Source organism: Lysinibacillus sp. FJAT-14745 (genome assembly GCF_001275675.1).
Taxonomy (GTDB): Bacteria; Bacillota; Bacilli; order Bacillales_A; family Planococcaceae; genus Lysinibacillus.
This window is the reverse complement of the sequence record NZ_LITM01000004.1, coordinates 58,453-76,860: the sequence shown is the minus strand read 5'-3', so window position 1 is coordinate 76,860 and position 18,408 is coordinate 58,453. Positions and strand designations below refer to the sequence as shown.

The window sequence follows — 18,408 nt, the reverse complement described above, 5'->3', positions numbered from 1 at the left end:
ACATTAAATTGAAAGAAGGAAGTTTTATGAAAAAACCTATTATCGGAATTTCTTGTAGCTTTAGTCCAAATGGACAGATTGGAGTTGTGTCTCATCTTGGTGCACCAAGCCAGGAATGGCAACTTCTTGCAGATGACTACATTCAAGCAATTGAGAAAGCTGGAGGGATTCCAGTGATTTTGCCAGTCGTTGAAAATCCAGAAACAATCCTTCCGATTCTTGGGAAGCTAGATGGAATTATTTTTACTGGCGGAAATGATGTGAGCCCACTTTGTTATAACGAAATACCTTCAAGTGCTGTTGGAGAGGTTTCTGTGAAAAGAGACCATGCAGATTTAGTACTAATCAAATCTGCATTGGAAAACTATCAAATTCCTATATTAGGAATTTGCAGAGGTTGTCAAATGCTGAACGTAGCTCTTGGTGGCACATTACATCAAGATCTTGTTAAAAATGGTGTCACAGAGAATGAGCACTTCTTATTGTCATACCCTATCGACAATGTATCTCAAATAGCAAATATTGAGACAAACAGTAGACTTTCAAAAATTTTCGGAAGTAAAAGTATAGGAATCAATAGTTTCCATCATCAAGCAGTTAAAGATTTAGGGGAAAATTTAGTAGTAGCTGCAAAAGCTGAAGATGGTGTCATTGAGGCTATTGAAATTCCAGGTGAGAGATTTATAGTTGGTGTTCAATGGCACCCTGAGATGATGCAGAGAAACAAAGTAAATCACTCTGTCTTTTTTGAGAATTTTATTAAGGAGTGCTCTTTAAATTAATTATTAATGTACACTTGCTACACAGTGAAAATTGGTTTAAATACTTATGGCTGTAAGCTTCAAGATTCGAACGGTGAGGTTGCCGCTTTTCCATCGAAAGTAATGATTTGTTAGATATAGATGTGCATGAATGGATTAAGGAGAAAAAATCAAACTCTTTCTATTAGTTCAACTTTAAATGGCTCAACATATGAGAGCATGCTTAAAATCAAAAAAGACAACGTTTAATCTTAGCGTTGCCTTTTTTGATAAAACTATTTTTTTAATATAAGTTTCGCAACTGCCTCGCAATGTGTGGAGTGTATGTGGCAACACATGGGTACTGGTGGGTTTAAGTAATTGGCTAGGTGCTACCATAGTAGAACCTAGCCTATTTTTTGTATGTTCAAACACTTTTTTTTTAATCTCAAGTAGACCGTTAGCAAAAAAAGAAATTGCTCTAATAAAACAAACGCAAACTATTTATTCAATAATAAAATCACTAAATTTTAAATATATCAAGATTTAATCGTATAGTACCTAACACCATACCAAGGCCGAGTATTTTACTTACGTATATGATATTCCTATAAAAAAAATAAATCAGCTATCTAACATCGATAAAAATTACCAATACTAGATAACTGACTTATGTTAGAAATTTACTCTAAGCTTTTTCGGTATTTTATAAATCCGTAAAAGTTGGTGGTTTCTTTTTGAAGCCTTTCGTCGTAATGAAAGCATAGATAAAACCGATTGCAAGCCAGATAAAACCTATCTTCAATGTCATCGGTGATAAATTAATAAATAAGTAGAAACAAATACCAAATCCTAGCCCTGGAATTAAAAAATATCGAATTATTTTCTTTTCTTTTTTACGGAAGAAGTAATATACGATCACTGACAAGTTGACAAACATAAATCCCGTCAGGCCTCCAAAGTTCATTAATTCTGCTACGAAATTTGCTGATAAAAACAGCGCTCCTAAAACACTAATCACACACATTAATAAAATATTGTATACCGGCGTTTGATATTTTGGATGTAAATGTGTGAAAAACTTTTTCGAAAGTACCTCATCACGCCCCATACTAAACATTAATCGAGATGCACTTGCTTGTCCTGTTAAACCAGCTGTCACTGTCGATACAATAATCGCAACCGTATAAAGAGTTGCAAGAGCTGCACCACCTGCTTTTTCCGCTACATCAAATAAAGCCGTATCAGCTGAGCTAAAGTTTGTAACATCAGGCCATACGAGCTGAGCTACATACGCTTGCCCAATAAAAATAAGTCCTCCAATTAAACAAGCTAAAATAGCTGCCTTCCAAATATCATCTTTTGGATTGACTGCCTCTTCAGAAAGAGTTGTAATCGAATCGAACCCTAAAAACGAGAAGCAGGCCATTGCTGCACCAGAAATAATTGCAGACATAACGAATTTTTCATCGTTGAAGAACGGCACAACAGTAAAGAGCGACGTACCACTTTCCCCACCGACAATTGACTTCACACAAAAAACCACAAAAATAACGACTACAATTCCCATAAATATAACGAGGATTTGATTTGTTTTTGCTGCGATGCCAATGCCTAGAATATTTATAGTAGTTATAATCCCTGCAATTAATAACACCCATACCCAATACGGAACAGATGGTATTAATGCATTCGCATATGAAGCACCTACCATAAATACAATGAGTGGTACTAAGACATAATCCATAAACATTGCCCACCCTGCAAAAAAACCTAAATGCGGATTGATTGCACGCTGCGTATATGTATAAGTTGAACCTCCATTTGGAAAAACAGCAGCCATTCGACCGTAACTATATGCAGAAAACATCATTGCAACCATCGCAATCAAGTAGGCTAATGGCAACATCCCTCCTGTAGACTCTGCTGCAAAGCCATAAATATAAGCTGGCGCAATCGGTGTCATAAAGGCAATACCATAAATGACTAAATCTTTTAATGTTAAAACACGCTTTAATTGTGGTGTATGATCATTGGGTGTTTGACTCATAGTCCATTTCCTCTCACACATTCACTGGTTTGCGTTTTGATAGTTCTTCCGTTACTAGATCAATTACTTCATCTGTACTCATCACTTGGCAATAAATTTGATTCATAATCATAATTTCAGCATCATGAAGCTGTTGCGTTGCAGCTGCACATGCATCTTCAACTAAAATAACTTCAAAGCCTGCGTCAGCTAAGCTTCGCACTGTTGAAGCAACACATTGATCTGTTACAACACCTGTACAAACTACTGTTTCAATGCCCATATTACGCAGTAAAAATTCATAATTCGTACCACTTAATACGCTATCTGTCGTTTTATTTACAACAATTTCGTCATCAAGAGGCTTTAATTCATCCACCATCTCCGCTCCTGGGTCACCGATTGGCAATAAAATATTGTTCCATCCTGGGCGACGTTGTACAGGAGAACGATCTCGTCCATCTTTATGATGGCAAGCAATGCGACCAAATGTTACTTCTAATTTATTAGTACGGAAAAAATCTAAAAGCTTTTTATTGTTCGGAATCGTTAAATTGTCGATACGATCAAAAAAGTATTCCCACTGATCAAACATGCCCTTTTCTCTTGCAACCTGCGCGTCTAATCCGTCTCGACTAATAAACTGATGTTGCATGTCTACTACTAGTAATGCTGTTTTATCTGGGTTCACGTTTATTTTTTGACCGTCAGTCGGCAAAAATTCATAATATAATGTTGATGTATTTTCCATAATAATTCCTCCAAAATACCTCTAATTCCAAAATGTATAGACAAATAAAAAACAGACTCTTTGTGCAAAAGAATCTGTCTAACACAAAAATGACCTACTCATTTAAAGCTAAAAACTTAAAATAAATCGACCATTTAAAATTCCCACTGTTGTCTAAACAGAGATAGCACAACTTCATAAACACGTATGTTTACGAAGACAGTCCTGCAACTATTCGCTACAGACCCAGTATATGATGGCGAGAACTCACCACATACTTCGGCGACACTTCCTTCTACCTAACTTCTTCATCTTCTCGGACTCCATTAGGTACTGTTAACTGTCGCGCCTCTACCTCACTATCGGAAAAGTGAGGCTTATTTAATTGTTTGAAATAATTATAATATTGCATTTTTTATATGTCAACTTTAAAATCTACTATATTTTATAAGATTTATCGCGCACAACCACAAAAAAATGACAATTAAAACACTTTTACACAATAACCATTTACAATAAACATAACAATATACTAATAATTGTATACATATTTAATTATTGATCTCACTACATGCTGAATCTACTAAAAAGCAAAAGAAGTTGAATTGCATCGATTTATTTACTGATGCTATTATCTCAAGAGAAGAATTAGTCGAGTATCGCGAACTAACAGTTTATAAAATCAAAGAACTACAAACTAAGAAAACTCAACTCATTGATAAAAGATGAAAATTATGCAGTTACTATCGGCAAAAAGTTAAAAGACATTCTTTCATTAGATGAACTGACACCGCAAATTCTTCATTCACTAGTTGAGCGGATTACGTGTACACACGAGGGTAAAATCCACATACACTACACCTTTGTTTATCCCTTAGAAATAGCATAAAGCCTCCTACAAAGAGGCTGGGACAAAAGGATTTTAGCCAATAAAAAACCCGAACTATATTACAAAACGCTCATTCTGTGTTTCGTATTAGTTCGGGTTTTTTGTTTATATTGCTTTGTAAATTTAAAAATTATCCGGCTTTCATAAAGGACAAATTAGTTATGTTCCAGCCTCTTCCTTTAAAATGAGTTGCGAGACACACTCTACATGCGTTGAATGCGGGAACATATCTACAGGTTGAATCTCCTGCGTTTGATAGCCCCCATCCTCCAAAATTCGAAGGTCACGTGCTAATGTAGCTGGATTACAGGACACATAAACAACTCGCTTAGGACGTTGCTCTAAAATTGTCTTTAGTAGCGCTTCATCGCAGCCTTTGCGTGGTGGGTCCACTACTAAAACATCTGCTTCTTTGCCTTCCTTATACCAACGTGGAATAACTTCCTCTGCTGGCCCGGCCTCGAAATACGTATTCGTAAAGCCATTTAGTGCTGCATTGCGTTTTGCATCTTCAATAGCTTGCGGTACAATTTCAACACCCATAACAGCCTTTGCTTGTTGTGCAAGGAATAATGAAATTGTGCCTATACCACAGTAAGCATCAATTACTCGTTCATCACCCTGTAAGTCAGCGTAGTCTAATGCTTGCTTGTATAGGACTTCCGTTTGCTCAGGGTTTACTTGATAAAATGAACGGGCTGAAATTTCAAAGCGAACATCGCCAATTGTATCAATAATAACGTCCTGGCCCCACAGATTTACGGTTTCGTCACCGAAAATAACGTTCGTTTTGTCGCTATTAATGTTTTGCATTACGGATGTGACATTCGGGACAAGCTTCTGGATTGTCGTAACAGCGGCTTCTTTTTGCGGGAATTTTTTCTTTTTAGTTACGAGAACAACCATCACTTCACCAGTTGCTCGTGCCTTACGAATAACTACGTGGCGTAGCATTCCCTCATGTGATAGCTCGTTGTATGGTTGAATACCGATTGCTGCTAGTTCCTTTTTCAAGCCTGCAAGAATAGCGTCCGCTTCCCCTGTCTGAATTAAGCAACGCTCCATATCCACAATGCTATGAGACTTCGTTTTGTAGAAGCCAGCAATCGCTTGTCCTGCTTCGTTTGAGGAGAAAGGTATTTGTGCTTTATTACGGTAATGCCAAGGCTCTTCAATGCCTTTCACAGGTAAAACAGGCGCATCAATTTTACCAATGCGCTGCATGACATTACGCACCATGTTTTCTTTCCATTTTAACTGCCCTTCATAAGACAGGTGCTGTAATTGGCAGCCGCCACATTGCTTGAAATATTCACAAGGCGCATCTACTCGGTCTGGTGATGGTTTTAGAATTTCTATAACCTTCGCAAAGCCGTAATTTTTTAACGTTTTTACAACATGTACCTCCGCCGTTTCATTAGGAAGTGCACCTTGGATAAATAATGGATAGCCATCGACCTTTGCGACGCCATTACCATCATGAGTTAAATCTTCTATATAAACTGTTAGTCGGTCATTCTTTTTCACGGGTGCTGACATTCGTACATCCTCCATTTCAATCTCTTTATTGTAGCATGTTGTGGCGGATGAAAAAAGAACCAGGCTTAATCTTAACTGCTTGGGTGTATAGAGAAAGTGATCGAGTTTGCTCTCAAACTGCTCGGGTAGGTAGAGTATGTAATCCGTTCTCACTCCAAACTGCTCGGGTTGGCCAAGAATGTGATCCGTTCTCACTCCAAACTACTCGGGTTGGCCAAGAATGTAATCCGTTCTCACTCCAAACTACTCGGGTTGGCCAAGAATGTGATCCGCTCTCACTTCAAACTGCACGGGTAAAAAAAAGTAATCAACTCTTCTTACCGGTGCACTAGAACGGATACATCCTACCCTTTACACGAGTAGAAAAAAGAGCCGCTATTCGCGACTCTTACCCTCTTTCCTCACTGTGTGGTAATCTCTAGGTGCCCACCAGAAAGCAGCAACTACTCCTAGGATGACGACTATAAATGGCGCATAAAAAATTAGAAAACTTGCCATAGTTTTATCCCTCCTATGCGTGATTGTCTTCTTTTCCTGTCACATAATTTTTGTTGAAGAGGAATAATTTCAACAACAAGAATAGTGATGGAATAAGCAGACACAGTCCTAAAATAAACGCAATGACGAGCGCAATCGCCATCTGTGTACTTGTAAAGCTATCGTAAATTGTTAAATACGGATACAGTAAATATGGATATTGAGCGATCCCATATGCGAAGAATGCTACTGCAAATTGAGCAATCAATAATCCAACCGCAAGACCGTAATTTTTTCGCATCCAAATCAACACTACAGTAATAATAAATAACACGGCTGAAATGGCAAACATCCACCATAAATTAATTAGATGATTGTAACTATCAGGATTGATAAATTTCATTTCGTACATAATGCCGACCGCACTGACCATTAATGGTATCGCCCAAGCAAGTGCATATCTTCTCATTAAATTTGTGGCTTCTTTATCCTTTGCTTTATAAGCATACCAAGTTAAAAACACGGCTGAAATATAAAGTACGGCTGCAATGCTCAACACGACAATACTCCAAGCAAACGGGCTCGTATACAACGTCCAATAATTCAAGACAGGCTGCCCGTTAACAATATCAACATAACCACCAGCAGCAATCGCGAATACAACAGAGAGTGAGGCTGGAATAAGTAAGCCAGCTACACCATACGTCAGCGTGTAACCAATATGTCCACGTGTGCCATATGATTCAAATGCATAGTAAGAGCCCCGAATGGCCAGGAGCACTAGCGAAATACTAACTGGGACAAGTAAAATCGTTCCATAATAGAACGCTGTTTGTGGGAAAAATCCAACAATCCCCACAAAGAAGAATACTAAAAAGACATTGGTTACTTCCCAAACAGGTGATAAATAACGCTTAATAATATTCGTTAAAATATGATTTTTTCCGATGAGCAGGCTGTAAGCATTAAAAAAGCCTGCACCAAAATCGATTGAAGCTACAATGACATAACCAAATAGGAAAATCCATAAAACTGAAATACCTAAAATCTCTAATGTCATAAGATGTCACCGCCTTTTTCAGCATGGCGATCTTCTATTTCTCGCTCAATTGGATTCTTTTTGAACATTCGAACTAAAACTACCATACTTCCTATTGCTAATACAGTATACACACCTGTAAACAATAGCATCATTAAATCCACATGGTCACTCGTTGTAGCCCCTTCTGGTGTTCGCATTAATCCATATAAGATCCAAGGCTGTCGACCAACTTCAGCAAGCCACCATCCTGCTTCAATCGCAATAATGGAAAGTGGTCCACCTGCAACAACAATCCATCTAAACCAACGTCTATGAATAAACTGCCAATCACGTGCTTTCCCGGTTACATAAAGCAGTGAAACGAATGCCATGAACATGCCAATCATCACCATGAGATCAAAGAGGTAATGAATATACAGTGGTGGTCGATCTTCTTTAGCAAATTGATCTAAGCCAATTACCTCTGCATTTGGATTATTATGTGCTAAAACGCTCAAAGCATAAGGTACTTTAATAGCATATTTTACTTCTTCACCATTTAATACACCGAATAGTATAAGGGAAGCTTTATCCCCCGTTTCAAAATGCCACTCAGCTGCAGCTAGTTTTTCTGGCTGATATTCTGCTAAATATTTTCCTGAAAAGTCTCCAATAATCGCTGATGCAATGGAGAAAATCAGGCCTATCTTCATAAGTAGTAATAAAGATTTTTTATGGTATACATGCTTAGAACCTCTAAGCAGACGGTATCCTGCAATGGATGCTAACACAAATGCGGACGTCATATAAGCTGTAACGAGAACATGCGCAACTTTTGTCGGCATTGCTGGATTAAACATTGCTAAAAAAGGTTGAATATTCACAAGCTGTCCGTCCACAATGTCAAATCCTTGTGGCGCATTCATAAACGCATTGACAATTGTTATAAACACAGCTGACATCGATGCGCCGACAGCTACAGGAATTAACAGTAGCATATGCTTTTTCTGACTATCGAAGCGATCCCAAGTATATAGGTAGATGCCTAAAAAGATGGCTTCAAAGAAAAATGCAAATGTTTCCATAAAAAGTGGTAATGCAATTGTTTGGCCAGCAAGCTGCATAAAATTCGGCCATAGTAAAGATAACTGTAAGCCAATTGCTGTCCCTGTAACAACTCCGACTGCAACTGTAATAACAAAACCTCGTGCCCAACGTCTTGCCATTAAAATATAATGCTCATCATTCTTTTTATACCCAGTCCATTGTGCAATCATAATCATTAACGGGACACCAACACCAATCGTTGCATAAATAATATGGAACGATAAAGTTAGCTCCGTTAATGCTCTACTCCAAAAGACTGCTGATTCATTCACCATTTCATTGCCCCCCTAACCTCCAAATATTCTTCCAAGTATGGAAAGTAGCATGATAATTCCAACACCAAAGCTTAGCCAAATGAGCTTTCTTTCCTGTGACTTATACAAAGGCAACACTTCCTTTCCTTATCCATACCCCATTTTCCACTATTACAACGAAAAAAACCTTTATAACGGACCGAAATTTCGGCCTATTATAAAGGTTTCAAATTTTGTTCAAGTAATATACGCACATTTGCCAAACAATTTTCTTATTTCATTCACAATACCAATTATTATATCTATATATAGTTATTTTACCAATTTTAACCATCTGTAAATATACTTTCATCTAAGTTAAACAGGGCTCCCTCTTAAATTGAGTAGAGCTCTGTTTTAATGTTCATTACATACGATCTTCTTCACGAATATCTGCTAGTGGAACAAAAATTTCAATATGGCGCTTTAAGTTTTCAAATGTAGCAGGTGCATCTCCACCATATTCACCATCTAAGTTTAAATGTATTTCCTCTTCAGTAGATACTTTTACGACACTTGCCTTTTTATAAATTACGCGATCATCATTCAAATGCTCGCCTCTTAATGCCATTGCAGCAAGCTGAATAAATTCAGGCAAGCTTACTTTTTTCAATACTAATAAAGTAAAGTAGCCATCATTAATACTTGCGTCAGGTGCAAGCTTTTCAAAACCACCGACTGAATTTGTTAAGCCGCATAAAAACATCATGGCATCCCCATCAAACACTTCACCATCATATTCGATACGCATATGTGAAGCTTTGATCGATGGGATCATTTCTACTGCTTTTACGTAATAAGCTAGCTGTCCTAGCATTGTTTTCATTTTACTTGGCACTTCATAAGTTAACTCTGTAATACGTCCGCCAGCGGCAATATTGATGAAATAGCGTTCCCCATTTAATAAACCAACATCTACTGGCAACGTTTCACCTTTAATAATGATGTCAACAGCAACTTCAATATTTCGGGGAATATGCACGGCACGGGCAAAGTCATTCGTTGTGCCCATCGGAATTAACCCTACTTTCGGGCGATTCTCAAATGAACTCACACCTGAAACAACTTCATTTAATGTGCCATCTCCACCAACTGCAATGATTATATCAAAGCCACGTTCAACTGCATTTTTTGCTGCAATGGTTGCATCGCCTTCACAGGTTGTTGCGTGACAAGATGTCTCATAGCCTGCTACCTCTAATTTTGCCAGTACTTCTGGTAGATGCTTTTTAAACACTTCACGCCCAGATGTAGGATTATAAATGATTCTTGCTCGTTTCATAACATACCTTCTTTGCTTCATAAGATTCTATTTCTTTCAACGAATTATTCGTTTAGATGTTGCTTTAAGCTTCCAATAATTTAATAAAAGCTAGGCTCGTCCTCATTCTCTGACATGCAGCCTTATGATTTACGATTATTGTAATGCAGCTGTTACTTGCTTTTTAAAATCCTCATAAACAAATGTCCAATATGATTTATTCGTAATATTCTCTTCACGAATTTCTGCATATAGTGCTTTTTGTGCATCTTCAAATGCAGGATCTTCTTTATCGGGTAAAGTAGCTCGTTTACTCACTACTAGTTCCTGTAATTCTGGTGCACGTGGACCCCATTTTCCAACAACCTGACCAGCATCATCTAATAAAATATAAACCGGAATTGCACGTCCACCGTTTGTTAAATAGCGATCAATTAAATCTGTATCAGCATCACGTAGTACTGCGCGCATTTCTAATCCTGCTACCTCTGCAACACGGCGAATAACTGGATTGTTTAACATTGCGTCCCCGCACCAATCCTCAGTAATTGTTAAAATTTTTGGTTGCTTGTCCTTCAATAGTTCGATAAAACCATCGTTTAGTGGCACTTCGAAGCCATCATAAATACGGAAGCTTTCTTCTTTTAACGTCGTCATATTATTCATATATTGTTGAATCGAAATCGCATCATTGAAATATTGTTGTTCAGTTTTCATTGATTGACCTCCTAAATTTTTATTATGTTCTATTCTATATTTTGCTATGAATACTCTTTGAAGACAACTATAAAGTGTTAATTTGGTATTTTTTAGTATTAATACGATAAAATTAGATCATTACCATAACGTGTGGTTGATTTCCGTTCCGGCTGGGCGCTTTCCTGGGGGCGTCCGATGAGCCGCTTGGGCCTACACGATGTAGGTCACGAAGGCGTTATCACAGGACGTGATGCCCTTAGCCTTCGTTCCTCTACTTGCTCGCTCCAGGGTCTCGGGCCAACACGATGTTGGTCACGAAGGCGTTATCACAGGATGTGATGGTTTTAGCCTTCGTTCTTCTATCGCTAATCCCCAAGGAGTCGCCCAGCCTCCACTCCAATCAACTTATTTACATAGTAGAAGTTTTAACAAAAGTCATCCACAACTTTTGCTGATGAACCATAAAATTAAGTTCAATGAGCTATTTTTTAATATAACTCCGCTTCGGAAAGGTCAATATGTAACCTTTCTAAACTACTACCTGTTGATACTTTATGGTAATGAGGGCATTTATCTTGTATAGATACCCCAAAGAGTTTTTTCTATGTATTCATTATTAAAATAAAAAGCCAAGAAAACGAATTTGCTCTCTTGGCCTTCTATTGCAATTGCAATTAACGTTTTGCAATTTCTTGTTGTAATAATTTATTGACCATTGGTGGGTTCGCTTGACCTTTAGTTGCTTTCATAATTTGACCAACTAAGAAGCCAATAGCACGATCCTTACCGTTTTTGAAGTCTTCGATTGATTGTGCATTGTTGTCTAGAACTTCTGTAACGATCGCAAGTAATGCACCTTCATCAGAAATTTGAACTAAACCTTTTGCTTTAACGATTTCTGCAGCAGAACCGCCTTTTTCTACTAATTCAGCAAATACTTTTTTACCGATTTTAGAAGAAATTGTACCGTCAGTGATTAATTTCACCATCTCAGAAAGGTTTTCTGGTGTTAATGCAGTATCTTTAAGGTCTTTTTGCTCTGCATTTAAGTATGCAGAAACATCACCCATAAGCCAGTTTGCAGAAAGCTTAGCATCAGCATCATTAGCTACCATAGCCTCGAAGAAGTCTGAGATTTCTTTTGAAATAACAAGAACTCCTGCATCATATGGTGTTAAGCCTAATTCTTCAACATAGCGTTTTTTACGAGCATCTGGAAGCTCTGGAATTTCTGATTTTACTCGCTCTAACCATTCATCAGAGATCGATAGACGTACTAAGTCTGGCTCTGGGAAGTAGCGATAATCGTCTGTTCCTTCTTTCACACGCATAAGAATTGTTTTACCTGTTTTTTCATCGAAACGACGAGTTTCTTGCTCAATTACTCCACCTGAAAGAAGTACATCAGCTTGGCGTAATTCCTCGTGCTCTAAACCACGACGAACATAGTTGAATGAGTTCAGGTTTTTAAGCTCTGTTTTCGTACCGAATTCTTCTTGACCGTATGGGCGGATTGAGATGTTAGCATCACAACGTAAAGATCCCTCTTCCATTTTACAGTCTGAAACATCTGCATATTGGATGATTGATTTTACTTTTTCAAGATACGCATACGCTTCGTTTGGTGTGCGAATATCTGGCTCAGAAACGATTTCTACAAGTGGTGTACCTTGACGGTTAAAGTCAACTAAAGAGTGGTCGCCACTGTGAGACAGTTTACCAGCATCTTCTTCCATATGAAGACGTGTAATACCAATACGTTTTGTATAACCATCTACTTCGATATCAACCCAGCCGTTTTTACCGATTGGCTTGTCGAATTGAGAAATTTGATAAGCTTTCGGATTATCTGGATAGAAGTAGTTTTTACGGTCAAATTTTGTTTCTTGTTCGATTTCCATGTTAAGTGCAAGCGCTGCACGCATTGCGAAATCTACAACGTTTTTATTAAGTACAGGTAGGACACCAGGATAGCCTAGGTCGATAACTGTAGTATTTGTATTTGGTTCAGCACCGAAGTGAGCTGGTGCTGGTGAGAAGATTTTTGAGTTTGTTTTTAACTCAACGTGTACTTCTAAACCAATGACTGTTTCAAAGTTCATGTTATTTTCCCTCCCAAATTTGAGGAACTTGTTTATGGAACTCCGTTGCTTGTTCGAAAGCATGAGCTACACGGTAAATTGTTGCTTCATCGAAGTATTTACCGATAATTTGTAAGCCTAGTGGTAGACCATTTTCAATACCACATGGAATTGAGATGGCTGGCACACCAGCTAAGTTCATAGGAATCGTTAAAATATCATTTGCATACATCGTCATTGGATCATCGACGTTTTCACCAATTTTAAATGCTGGTGTTGGAGAAGTTGGTCCAATAATTACGTCAAAGTCTTCAAATACTTTGTCATAGTCTGCTTTGATAAGTGTACGTGCTTGTTGCGCTTTTTTGTAGTAAGCATCATACGTACCTGCGCTTAGTGAGTAAGTACCAAGCATGATACGACGTTTTACTTCATCGCCAAAGCCTTGTGCACGTGTTTCTTTGTAAAGGTCCATTAAGTTATTAACGTTTTCTGCACGGAAACCATAACGGATACCGTCAAAACGAGAAAGGTTAGAAGACGCTTCTGAAGAAGAAAGAATATAGTATGCTGCAAGTGCATATTTAGAATGAGGAAGCGATACTTCTTCTACTGTAGCACCTAAGCCTTTTAATACTTCTAATGCATCAAGCACTGATTGACGTGCTGCTTCGCCAACACCTTCACCAAGGAATTCTTTTGGTACAGCGATACGTAAGCCCTTTACGTCACCTGTAAGGGCTGCTGCGTAGTTTGGTACTTCTACGTCTGCAGAAGTTGAATCGTTTGCATCTAATCCTGCAATTGCTTCAAGTAAAAGAGCGTTGTCTTCTACATTACGAGTAATTGGCCCGATTTGATCTAAAGAAGATGCAAAAGCAACTAGACCAAAGCGAGATACACGACCATATGTAGGCTTCATTCCTACAACACCGCAATAAGCAGCTGGTTGACGGATTGAACCACCTGTATCAGAACCAAGTGAGAATGGTACTTCACCTGCTGCTACTGCTGCTGCAGACGCACCTGAAGATCCACCTGGTACGTGGTTTAAGTTCCATGGATTTTTTGTCGTTTTATAGTATGAGTTTTCGTTTGAAGAACCCATTGCAAACTCGTCCATGTTTAATTTACCGATAGTGACCATACCAGCTTCACGTAGCTTTTTAACTACTGTTGCATCGTAAATTGGCATAAAGCCTTCTAAAATTTTAGAAGCACAAGTTGTTTCTAAACCTTCTGTCACGATGTTGTCTTTAACACCGATAGGAAGACCGAAAAGTGGTCCACGCTCTTCAAATGGCACTTTGTCCATTTCAGCTGCTTGTGCAGTTGCTTTTTCTTCGTTTGAAGCAAGGAAAGCTTGTACATCGCCGTCAAGCTTCGCCACACGTTCATATGCTTCTTTTGTTAAATCAGCAATTGTTAGCTTACCCGCTTTAATGTCAGCTTGTAGCTCCTTTGCTGAACGTTCAAATAACGTCATGAGGAATCCTCCTATGTTTTAGTATTACATGATAGCTGGTACTTTTACTTGACCATCTTCTTGTTCTTTTACGTTTAACATCATTACTTCACGGTCTAAACCTTTTGTTGCCACATCTTCACGCATTACGTTTACTAGTGGTAAAACGTGAGTTGTTGGCTCAACATTCGTTGTGTCTAACTCGTTTAGTTGCTCTGCGAAGTCTGTAATTTTCCCAAGCTGTTCAGCAAATTTCTCTGCTTCCTCTTCCGTAATTGCAAGACGTGCTAAATTTGCAACGTGCTTAACTTCTTCTTTTGTCAATTTTGCCATTTTTCACACCTCCGAATACTCATTCAATTCATTGTTTTTACCGATAACAATAGGGTTGAATAAACTTAACCATGCAAATAATCATAACATTTTTCATATTAAAAATCACAACTTTCACCAAAAATATAGAAACTTTCACTACTATGACGAAGTGTTGTCTTTAGGGACTGTCTTAAGAGTCCTTCTTATAGACTTCGCTTTGCGGGAGTAGGGCGTGGATTGTGTCGCTGTGCTCTCTTTTATTTGTCAAGTTGGTGAGGCTATCCGTCGTTTCTAAGACTCTTTCCGTCGCTTTCACTCTTCTATCCGTCACTTCGGCGAGGCTTTCCGTCGCCTTTTTTCCTTTCCGTCACTCTAAAGAGTCTATCCATTACTCTGATGAATTCTTCCAGCGAAAATTATCAAATCTCATTTTTCTTCTACAAAAAAATATAGTCAGCACGAGGCTGACTATAAATTAATAAACATGGACGTATGGTTCCTTATCGTTGACATTCTTTACGATTAATGCCTCTGGACCGTTAATTGAGGTAATATTTACTTCAACATTGATGTTATCAAATTGATTGATAAGAACACCTGTTAAATATTGAGTAAAGCCTATAATTTCAAGCTTGCCGAAGAATTGGATTGGCACTTCAATCGTTAGCTTTTGAATTTTTTTATTTTGATAGAAGCCTGTTCCTATTACACTAGTATAGTTAGAAAAGTATTTATCTACATCTTGTTTAAAATTCTTAAAGTTATTGCTAACATCTCGGTATACATCCTGTGATTCACTCGTTGGGAACAATACATATTCTTCATCATTAGCTTTCCAATCAGCTACGTCGTTTTGTCCTGCTTTTGCTACGCCATAACTAAAATATGTTCCTGGAACAATGTCATTGCGAGCTTTTTGTTTAAACAAGCCTACTACAATCGGTATATCTTTCAATTCATCACGAGTTCTTAGACGAGACACAATTTCAGCGGCCATCTTCTTTCCTTGCTCAACAAGTTTTGCCTCTGGAATTGGTTGCTCATAGTAATCCCCATACTTTTCTTTTTGATAGTAATAAATAGAGTTTAAGGCAAGCCCTATCGAAATACCGCCTAATTTTACTTTGTTATCACTAGTTTTTGTTAAATAGTTTTGCTCAACAATATGTGATAAATAGATTGGAGCCTTTGTTGCACGTTCTTCTGCAGACATTGAGTCCGTCGTTGGAGGATTTAAACCCTCCTTCGCTTGTGAACTACGTGCAAGCCAATCTGTCACTGTGCTTTCCGCTAAATATTGCCCCTCTTGGAAGAAGTAGTTTTCTGTGTCAAACTCATTTTGAGAAAGACGCATTAAACCTGTTTCTACTTCCTTCATATCATATTTCGTAAAGATATTTGAAACTACTAATCCTCTGCTAGCACTTTGTTTATAAGGTGTTAGCGTTCTATAGTATGATTCATCAATCTGTATGCTTGGAATAATCGTTGTTTCCGCTTTTTCCTGTTGCGTATCCTGTGTAAGCTCTGTTGCCTTTTTATCAGAAGGCACACAGCCGACTAGCATTGCAGCAGCGACAATTGCTGGAATGAGTCGAAATGACTTCATTATATTTGTACTCCTTTACTGAAAATCAAATTCTGCTCGATGAATTGTTCAGACCCTACCTGTAGACAGAAGGAGACATTTATAAAATGCCTCCACCAAGTGGCTAGGACAAATCATCATACTTTAGCTTTGCTTTTATCCATTATTGGACGAGGTTTAGTTGTTCGATCAGGCCGTCTTCATTCCAAACTTCAATACCTAACTGCTCGGCTTTTGTTAGTTTAGAACCAGCATCTGCTCCCGCAATGACAAGGTCAGTTTTTTTGCTGACACTACCTGTAACAATACCACCTAACTCTTCTATTTTCGCCTTTGCTTCGTTACGTGTCAATTGCTCAAGTTTACCAGTTAATACGATTGTTTTACCTGCAAAAGGATTATCCCCTACAGCTACCTCTATTTTTTTACCTTTATACGTCATATTGACACCTACTTCAGCAAGGCGCCCAATGACTGCACGTGCATCCTCATTTGAAAAATACTCGACAAGCGATGAAGCCATTTTATCGCCGATTTCATGAATCGCCACTAGTTGCTCCTCTGTGGCTGCCATTACCGCTTCCATCGTTCCAAACTCCTCTGAAACGATTTTTGCTGCCTTTTCACCAACATGTCGTATACCTAACCCAATTAGTAGACGCTCCATCGAATTTTCCTTGGAAGCCTGAATAGCATTGACTAAATTCGCGGCTGATTTTTCGCCCATACGCTCAAGCTCGACAAGCTGTTCTACCGTTAAGTGATACAAATCAGAGACATCATGAATTAAATCTGCACGTAATAATTGCTCAACGACCTTATCACCAAGACCGTCAATATTCATAGCATTACGAGAGACAAAATATTTAATGCTCTCCGCAACTTGTGCAAAGCATGCAGGATTTACACAGCGTAATGCCACTTCTCCTTCAATACGAATAAGTTCGCTCTCACAAACTGGACAATTTTCAGGCATTACATAGGGCACCGAGTCCTCAGGGCGTTGCTCCAGTATTACACCTACAACTTGAGGAATAATGTCTCCGGCTTTTCGGATAATGACTGTATCTCCAAGTCGGATATCTTTATCTCGAATTAAATCCTCATTGTGTAATGATGCACGTTGTACTGTCGTACCTGCCACTTGAACAGGCGATAAAATAGCAGTTGGTGTAACAACACCTGTACGCCCAACCGTTAAATCAATATCAAATAATGTTGTCACTACTTCCTCAGCGGGGAATTTATAAGCAATTGCCCAACGTGGACTCTTAGCCGTATAACCCAGTTCATCCTGCTGTGCATAGCGATCCACCTTAATAACAATGCCATCAATCTCATAGGCTAAATTCGGACGATTTTCAGTCCATTTTTCGATAAAGGCAAGTACATCTTCAATGGTTGAGCAGCGTTGACGCTCTTTATTTGATGGAAAGCCTAGTCCTTCTAAATAATCGAGCATCTCTGCGTGGCCGTCAATACCATAGGCCTCACCATCTCCCCCAATTGCATAAATAAAGGTTGATAGCTGACGACTCGCTGCTATTTTAGGATCTAACTGGCGTAAAGAGCCGGCAGCCGCATTTCGTGGATTAGCGAATAATTCCTCTCCATTTTCAGCACGTAGGGTATTCAATTTTTCAAATGATTTTTTAGGCATATACGCCTCGCCACGTACTTCAATTGTAAGTGGTTCCTTCAATCGAAGAGGTATTGCTCGAATCGTTTTTAAATTTGCTGTAATATCTTCCCCTACAACACCGTCTCCTCGCGTTGCGCCTTGTACAAAAACGCCATTTTCGTATTTTAATGAAATGGCAAGACCATCAATTTTCAGCTCACAAACATAGGAAAAGTTATCACCGATTGCTTGACGCACTTTACGGTCAAATTCACGTAAGTCTTCTTCATTAAAAGCGTTTGACAGACTTAGCATAGGGTAATCGTGAGTCACCTTTTTAAAGCCTTCTACCACTGCTCCGCCAACACGCTGTGTCGGTGAATCTGGATAAATAAGTGACGGATTCGCTTCCTCTAATGCGATAAGTTCATGTAATAATTGGTCATAAACACTATCTGCTACGACAGGTTTATCCAACACGTAATAGGCATGACCGTATTCATGCAATAATTTATTTAATTCCACAATGCGCTGTTCGATTTCGTTCATTTAA

Annotated in this window: 15 protein-coding genes and 1 riboswitch; of the genes, 2 read left to right on the top strand and 13 right to left on the bottom strand. The window is 38.5% G+C overall.

Annotated features, from left to right (window positions below):
• Positions 1-26: 26 nt before the first annotated feature.
• Positions 27-782 carry a gamma-glutamyl-gamma-aminobutyrate hydrolase family protein gene (locus AMS59_RS06900; protein ID WP_053483018.1) on the top strand — a complete coding sequence of 252 codons (756 nt, stop codon included), beginning with the start codon at positions 27-29 and terminating at the stop codon, positions 780-782.
• 664 nt (positions 783-1,446) lie between these two features.
• On the opposite strand, the gene AMS59_RS06895 is transcribed toward AMS59_RS06900, so the two are convergent.
• Both AMS59_RS06895 and AMS59_RS06890 read right to left on the bottom strand, forming a co-directional pair.
• Positions 1,447-2,790 (bottom strand): APC family permease, encoded by a 1,344-nt coding sequence (locus AMS59_RS06895; RefSeq protein ID WP_156304576.1) that lies wholly within the window; start codon positions 2,788-2,790, stop codon positions 1,447-1,449.
• Between the two features lie 13 nt (positions 2,791-2,803).
• Positions 2,804-3,520 (bottom strand): cysteine hydrolase family protein, encoded by a 717-nt coding sequence (locus AMS59_RS06890; protein ID WP_053483016.1) that lies wholly within the window; start codon positions 3,518-3,520, stop codon positions 2,804-2,806.
• A 156-nt stretch (positions 3,521-3,676) separates the two neighbouring features.
• Positions 3,677-3,861, bottom strand: a riboswitch (Lysine riboswitch).
• A gap of 353 nt (positions 3,862-4,214) precedes the next feature.
• Between AMS59_RS06890 and AMS59_RS26910 the strand changes: the two genes are divergently transcribed.
• Entirely contained in the window at positions 4,215-4,388 is a 174-nt protein-coding gene (locus AMS59_RS26910) for a DUF4368 domain-containing protein (RefSeq protein ID WP_199777682.1), read from the top strand.
• A 159-nt stretch (positions 4,389-4,547) separates the two neighbouring features.
• Here the strand turns inward: AMS59_RS26910 and rlmD are convergent, their stop codons facing one another.
• The 11 genes from rlmD to ligA form a co-directional block, all read right to left on the bottom strand.
• Positions 4,548-5,927, bottom strand: coding sequence for a 23S rRNA (uracil(1939)-C(5))-methyltransferase RlmD (gene rlmD, locus AMS59_RS06885; RefSeq protein ID WP_053483015.1), 1,380 nt, complete (start codon positions 5,925-5,927; stop codon positions 4,548-4,550).
• 375 nt (positions 5,928-6,302) lie between these two features.
• Positions 6,303-6,425, bottom strand: a complete 123-nt coding sequence (locus AMS59_RS26620) for a hypothetical protein (RefSeq protein ID WP_255350000.1) — start codon at positions 6,423-6,425, stop codon at positions 6,303-6,305.
• Between the two features lie 13 nt (positions 6,426-6,438).
• Entirely contained in the window at positions 6,439-7,464 is a 1,026-nt protein-coding gene (locus tag AMS59_RS06880; RefSeq protein WP_053483014.1) for a cytochrome d ubiquinol oxidase subunit II, read from the bottom strand.
• On the bottom strand, positions 7,461-8,807 hold the full coding sequence (locus AMS59_RS06875) for a cytochrome ubiquinol oxidase subunit I (protein ID WP_053483013.1): 1,347 nt from the start codon (positions 8,805-8,807) through the stop codon (positions 7,461-7,463). Before AMS59_RS06875 ends, AMS59_RS06880 begins: the two co-directional genes overlap by 4 nt.
• Positions 8,808-9,192: 385 nt before the next feature.
• Positions 9,193-10,107 (bottom strand): diacylglycerol kinase, encoded by a 915-nt coding sequence (locus tag AMS59_RS06870; RefSeq protein ID WP_053483012.1) that lies wholly within the window; start codon positions 10,105-10,107, stop codon positions 9,193-9,195.
• A 135-nt stretch (positions 10,108-10,242) separates the two neighbouring features.
• On the bottom strand, positions 10,243-10,803 hold the full coding sequence (locus tag AMS59_RS06865) for a thioredoxin family protein (protein ID WP_053483011.1): 561 nt from the start codon (positions 10,801-10,803) through the stop codon (positions 10,243-10,245).
• 656 nt (positions 10,804-11,459) lie between these two features.
• Positions 11,460-12,887, bottom strand: coding sequence for an Asp-tRNA(Asn)/Glu-tRNA(Gln) amidotransferase subunit GatB (gene gatB / locus AMS59_RS06855; protein WP_053483009.1), 1,428 nt, complete (start codon positions 12,885-12,887; stop codon positions 11,460-11,462).
• A 1-nt stretch (position 12,888) separates the two neighbouring features.
• Entirely contained in the window at positions 12,889-14,352 is a 1,464-nt protein-coding gene (gene gatA, locus AMS59_RS06850) for an Asp-tRNA(Asn)/Glu-tRNA(Gln) amidotransferase subunit GatA (RefSeq protein WP_053483008.1), read from the bottom strand.
• A gap of 24 nt (positions 14,353-14,376) precedes the next feature.
• On the bottom strand, positions 14,377-14,664 hold the full coding sequence (gatC, locus tag AMS59_RS06845) for an Asp-tRNA(Asn)/Glu-tRNA(Gln) amidotransferase subunit GatC (protein WP_010857153.1): 288 nt from the start codon (positions 14,662-14,664) through the stop codon (positions 14,377-14,379).
• 457 nt (positions 14,665-15,121) lie between these two features.
• Entirely contained in the window at positions 15,122-16,255 is a 1,134-nt protein-coding gene (locus AMS59_RS06840; RefSeq protein WP_053483007.1) for a CamS family sex pheromone protein, read from the bottom strand.
• 142 nt (positions 16,256-16,397) lie between these two features.
• Positions 16,398-18,404 carry an NAD-dependent DNA ligase LigA gene (gene ligA, locus AMS59_RS06835; RefSeq protein ID WP_053483006.1) on the bottom strand — a complete coding sequence of 669 codons (2,007 nt, stop codon included), beginning with the start codon at positions 18,402-18,404 and terminating at the stop codon, positions 16,398-16,400.
• Positions 18,405-18,408: the final 4 nt, after the last annotated feature.